Genomic DNA, 4,992 nt, shown 5'->3' with positions numbered 1-4,992 from the left:
CCTCCAGCACCGCAACCCCCGCCACCCCATCCGCCGCAGGGCCCGATCGGGGCGCTTTCGGGCAGGCGACGCTGACCGGCTTCGCCTCGCTGCCCGCGCAGACCTTCGTCCCCGGCAGCGAGCCGTCGGGCTCGTTGCTCGGCACCGCCCCGGTCAACGGGATCACCCCGCCGTTCCCCGGCCAGCCCGTCCAGGGCTTCAGCGGCATCGTCCGCCGCCACGACGGCACGTACGACGTCCTGTCCGACAACGGCTTCGGCAACAAGGCCAACAGCTCGGACTTCCTTCTGCGCATCCACCGCATCAAGCCCGACTTCAGGGCCAAGTCGGTACAGGTGCTCGGCGGGTTCAACCTGACCGACCCGCGCGGGCTGGTGCCGTTCCCCCTCACCCGCCAGGACCGTACGCTGACCGGCGCCGACTTCGACGTCGAGTCGATCGTGCGCACGACCGACGGCACGTACTGGATCGGCGACGAGTTCGGCCCGTTCCTGCTCCACTTCGACCGCAAGGGCCGCCTGCTCCAGGCCCCGATCGAGCTCCCCGGCGTCAAGGCCCCCGAGAACCCGGCGCTGAACGGCGGCCAGCCCAACCTCGCGAGCAGCAAGGGGTACGAGGGCATGGCCAGGTCCGTGGACGGCCGCCGCCTCTACCCGCTGCTCGAAGGCACGGTGAACGGCGACCCTGCGGGAACTTTGCGCATGAACGAGTTCGACCTGCGCAAGGGCGCTTACACCGGGCGCCGCTGGACGTACCGGCTGGACGACCCCTCCCACTCCATCGGCGACGCGATCGCCGTGGACCGCAACCGCTTCCTGATCATCGAGCGGGACAACCTGCAGGGCGACGCCGCCAAGGTCAAGCGCATCTACCTGGCCGACATGCGTGACAGGGACGGTGACGGGGCGCTGGACAAGACCCTGGTGGCCGACCTGCTGAACATCGCCGACCCGCGCGGGCTCGGCGGCACGGCGGGGACGTTCAGGTTCCCGTTCCAGACGATCGAGGACGTCGCCATCCTCGACGACCGCACGCTCGCGGTGCTCGACGACAACAACTTCCCCTTCTCCAACGGCCGCACGCCCGGGCAGGCGGACGACAACGAGTTCATCACCATCAAGCTCACCCAGGGTCTCCAGGCGGACCCCCGCGTCTCCCGCTGACCTCCGAAACGGGCGGACGCCCGCAGGAGGGCCGGCGACCGTGCCTCGGACGGCGAGCCTCGCCACCGAGACAAGCGTGCGTCAGACCGTGAACCCTGCCACGGGGGCACGGCGAAAGCCGCCACCAGGGTCCGGGCGCGGCGCGCAACCGCAACCCCGGGCAGGACTGGAGCCCAAGCTGCACAGAAGCCCGCCCCGTCCGGTAAGCCCCAGCTCAGTCCTGAGCCCCGCAGCGGGCCCGAGGTCCGAACCGAACCGGACCGGATCGGGCCGGGCCGGGCTGGGCTGGGCTGGGCTGGTGAGCTGGGCGGAAGTGTCGGGGTGCGGCGGTAAGGTGCCTGGCATGTCGCACCCAGAGCAGCCCTCGCCCGTGACCCCCGACGACCTCGACGAGGCGATTCGCCTCTCCGTCGAGACACTCAAGGGCACTCCGGCGTCCGCCTGGGACGACAAGGCCGGCACGCTCGAGTGGACCTGCTGGGAAACCGTCGAGCACATGAGCGACGACCTGTTCGCCTACGCCGTCCAGCTCGGGCTCCGGACGCCACCGCTGGACGTGGACGTCCCTTTCGCCCTGGAGAGCCGCAGACCGGGAGGTCCGAGGAACTCCGTGCACGCCGACCGGGCCTCGGGGCCGGCCGGGCTGTTGCAGGTGCTGGAGGCGAGCGGCGCGCTGCTGGTCGCGATGACGCGCACGACGCCGCCGGAATATCGCGGGCACCACGGATTCGGCGCGGCGGACCCGGAAGGCTTCGCCGCGATGGGCATCGTGGAAGTCCTCGTCCACACCCATGACCTGGCCGAAGGCCTCGGGCTCGGCTGGGCGCCGCCCGCAGGCATGTGCGCACGGGTCCTGGCCAGACTGTTCCCCGACGCCCCGCAGACCACAGATCCATGGACCACGCTGCTGTGGGCCACCGGCCGCGCCGAGCTCCCCGGCCACCCGCGCCTCACCCGCTGGCGCTGGTACGGCGAGCCGCGCTCCTAGCCTGGCAGCGCTCCTGAACGGACGACGCTCGCGGCCGGGCGGCGCCCGCGACCGCCGATCTCACACAGGTGACGGAGCGAGAGGGCCGAAACCCATCGCCGGGGTGACCGAAAGCAGGGGCACCCGGCGATGGGAGGAGGACTCAGACGATGAGGTCGTCGAACTCGCCGTCCTTCGCCCCGAGGACGAACGCGGTGATCTCGGCCTGGGTGTAGACGAGTGCCGGGCCTTCTGGGAACCGTGAGTTACGCATGGCTATTTCCCCCGTGGGCAAGTTCGCGACTTCGACGCAGTTGCCGTTGGGGTTGCTCCGCTTGCTTTTGCGCCAGACGACGGGAAGGCGGCCGGCGGACGTTCCGTTCCGGAACTCATGCATGGGGGCAGCTCCTCGCGATCTTACGGATGCACGTGCATCCGCGTTTGCGAGCTGAGAATACGGCAGCGCGTTGATCTCCATATAGCGGACGACCAAAAATCACCGTATGGAGTGGATCACAGGGATATCAGCAGCTCATCGGGAAATAAGGCGTTCCAAGAACCTTCGGGTCTGCTTGGGCTCCTCAGCCTGGATGCTGAGCCTGTCCATGACCTCCATGTAGTGGTCAGAATCGGCAGGCTTGTCCAGGTAGAGGGCGCTGGTGAGCTGCTCCATGTACACCACGTCGGGCAGCTCGCGCTCCGGGAAACGCAGGATGCTGAACGGCCCGCCGGCCGCCGCGTGCCCACCTCGGTCGAACGGCATGATCTGCACCGTGACGTTACGCTCAGCCGTGATGTCCAGGAGGTGGACGATCTGCGCCCGCATCGTCTCCGGACCGCCCAGCGTGCGGCGCACCACGGCCTCGTCGATCACCGCCCAGATCGTCAGCCCGCTCTCCAGCCGCTTCTGGCGCGTGGTTCGCAGCGCCACGCGGCGGTCGAGCTCCTGCTTCGGGGCCTTCTCGTGGGCCAGCTCGATCACGGCCCTGGCATAGGCGGGCGTCTGGAGCAGGCCGGGGACGAACTGGTTCTCGTACGTACGAATGGCCGACGCGGCGCCCTCGAGCCCGATGTAGACCTCGAACCAGGAAGGCAGCAGATCTCCGTACTTGTGCCACCAGCCGGGGGCGTTGGCCTGCTTGGCCAGGGCGAGCAGCGGGTCGCGCTCGGCGGGGTCGGTGACGCCGTACAGGGTGAGCAGATCGGCCACGTCCCGCTGCTTGAAGCTGACCTGGCCGAGCTCCAACCGGCTGATCTTGGCGTGAGATGCGCGAATCGAATACCCGGCGTCCTCGCGGGAGATACCCTTCTCGGTACGGAGCCTGCGCAGCTGGGTCCCGAGCAGGATCCGCAGCACTGTCGGGCTTCCCGGCGAATGGCTGAGAAGCTTCCCTTCCGCGCTCTGTGCGCTCACTGCGCCGCTCCTAGGTCAGTTGCACGTGCAGATGCTATTCGCATCCGTAAACCACGAAAAGTCTTGCATCGGTAAGCACTCCCCGTAAAGATGGGCATTGGATCACCAGACCGCGCTTCGGGGGCCAGAATGACGACTTTCGACGCTCGGCCGCAAGCCGCCATCGGTTCCCGGCCACCAGGATGGCTGTCGTCCATCCTGGTAGACGGGTGTGCCGGTGAGTGCGACGCGGTGTTCCCGTTCCATCAGCGGACGGCGCTCGAGCCTGCCTGCGTTGCCACGGCGAGGCGGTTCGTCGATCAGACGCTCACCTCTTGGGGCACCCTCGGCTTGATCTTGGATGCTCAGCTGGTGGTTTCCGAGCTGGTGACCAACGCCATGCGGCACGGGGGCGGGGCCGCGCAGCTCCGGTTGCTGAGCCATGGGCATGAGCTCGCGTGCGTGGTGACCGATCACAGCCGGACCGCGCCGGTGGCGGCGGCGCCGGACGTGTTCTCCGAATTCGGCCGGGGGTTGCGGTTGGTGGACGCCCTCTGCACCGCCTGGGGCTGGCTCTCCCCCGGCGGTGCCCGCAAGCTCGTCTGGGCCGTACTCGCGGGCTGACCAGCAGGCGCTGTCGCCGGGCTCCGCAGTCACCCGCTGTCGTCCGTCACACGCTGTCCAGGAGATCCAGTACGTCGGCGTCGCTGAGCTGGTCGAAATGCTCGTACCATTGCCCGACCGCCCTGAAGTCGATCGGCGTGATCACCGCGATCACCTCGTCGGCCTCTTCCTGCAGGGACCTGACCGTCTCGCGAGCCCCTACGGGCACGGCCAGCGTCACCTTGGCGGGCTTGGCGGCGTTGACCGCTCTGAGTGCGGCCCGCGCGGTGCTTCCGGTGGCCAGGCCGTCGTCGACCACGATCACCTCCCTGCCTTCGAGCGAGGGCAGCGGGCGGTCGCCCCGGTAGGCGTGTACCCGGCGGGCCAGCTCGTGCCGCTCCTGCTCGACCACGTCGGCGACCGACTCGGGGGTCATGCCCAGCCGGCGCAGCAGGGACAGGTCGAACACCGGCTCCCCACCCTCGGCTATCGCGCCCACGCCCAGCTCCGGGGCCGGCGGATAACCGATCTTCCTGGTCACGAGCACGTCGAGGGCGACGCCCAGCCTGCGCGCGATCGGCACCGCCACCGCCACCCCACCCCGGGGCAACGCCAGCACGACCGGATCGTGCACGTCCTGCAGCCGCTCGGCGAGCAGCGCCCCGGCCTGGGCTCGATCTGCGAAGAGCTCCATGACCAGTGCTTACCCGCTCACGCGCGCTCCTCGCCTCCCCGCCACCGGCCATTCACCCAGGCCCCGCATCGGCACTTAGCATCCGGCGCGAGTGCTCGGGTCCGAACGCCCGATCCGTGTACCCGGTCCGTGCGTCTGATGCCGGGGCCTGGGTGAATGGCCGGTGGCGGGG

The 4,992-nt window shown here is 69.4% G+C and carries 6 protein-coding genes; 3 read left to right on the top strand and 3 right to left on the bottom strand.

What is annotated here, in order from left to right; all coding sequences use genetic code 11:
* Together ETD85_RS60055 and ETD85_RS60050 are read left to right on the top strand one after the other, a co-directional pair.
* Window positions 1-1,163: esterase-like activity of phytase family protein (locus ETD85_RS60055; RefSeq protein ID WP_138698723.1), on the top strand; the 1,163-nt coding region annotated here is incomplete at its 5' end.
* A gap of 343 nt (window positions 1,164-1,506) precedes the next feature.
* Entirely contained in the window at window positions 1,507-2,151 is a 645-nt protein-coding gene (locus ETD85_RS60050; protein ID WP_206059599.1) for a hypothetical protein, read from the top strand.
* Between the two features lie 142 nt (window positions 2,152-2,293).
* On the opposite strand, the gene ETD85_RS60045 is transcribed toward ETD85_RS60050, so the two are convergent.
* Both ETD85_RS60045 and ETD85_RS60040 read right to left on the bottom strand, forming a co-directional pair.
* Window positions 2,294-2,527 carry a DUF397 domain-containing protein gene (locus tag ETD85_RS60045; RefSeq protein ID WP_138698722.1) on the bottom strand — a complete coding sequence of 78 codons (234 nt, stop codon included), beginning with the start codon at window positions 2,525-2,527 and terminating at the stop codon, window positions 2,294-2,296.
* Between the two features lie 135 nt (window positions 2,528-2,662).
* On the bottom strand, window positions 2,663-3,544 hold the full coding sequence (locus ETD85_RS60040; RefSeq protein WP_138698721.1) for a helix-turn-helix domain-containing protein: 882 nt from the start codon (window positions 3,542-3,544) through the stop codon (window positions 2,663-2,665).
* A gap of 129 nt (window positions 3,545-3,673) precedes the next feature.
* Between ETD85_RS60040 and ETD85_RS60035 the strand changes: the two genes are divergently transcribed.
* A complete protein-coding gene (locus tag ETD85_RS60035; RefSeq protein ID WP_170247460.1) occupies window positions 3,674-4,147 on the top strand; it encodes an ATP-binding protein in 474 nt (157 codons plus the stop codon).
* A 46-nt stretch (window positions 4,148-4,193) separates the two neighbouring features.
* On the opposite strand, the gene ETD85_RS60030 is transcribed toward ETD85_RS60035, so the two are convergent.
* A complete protein-coding gene (locus tag ETD85_RS60030) occupies window positions 4,194-4,820 on the bottom strand; it encodes a phosphoribosyltransferase (RefSeq protein WP_138698719.1) in 627 nt (208 codons plus the stop codon).
* Window positions 4,821-4,992 lie beyond the last annotated feature (172 nt).

Origin of the sequence: Nonomuraea zeae, from assembly GCF_005889725.1 — a bacterium.
GTDB lineage: Bacteria > Actinomycetota > Actinomycetes > Streptosporangiales > Streptosporangiaceae > Nonomuraea > Nonomuraea zeae.
This window is presented reverse-complemented; position numbering and strand designations above follow the sequence as displayed.

Coding starts and splice junctions, on each gene's coding strand:
- ETD85_RS60050 (WP_206059599.1), top strand. CDS start 1,507: ATGTCGCACCCAGAGCAGCCCTCGCCCGTGACCCCCGACGACCTCGAC.
- ETD85_RS60045 (WP_138698722.1), bottom strand. CDS start 2,527: ATGCATGAGTTCCGGAACGGAACGTCCGCCGGCCGCCTTCCCGTCGTC.
- ETD85_RS60035 (WP_170247460.1), top strand. CDS start 3,674: ATGACGACTTTCGACGCTCGGCCGCAAGCCGCCATCGGTTCCCGGCCA.
- ETD85_RS60030 (WP_138698719.1), bottom strand. CDS start 4,820: ATGGAGCTCTTCGCAGATCGAGCCCAGGCCGGGGCGCTGCTCGCCGAG.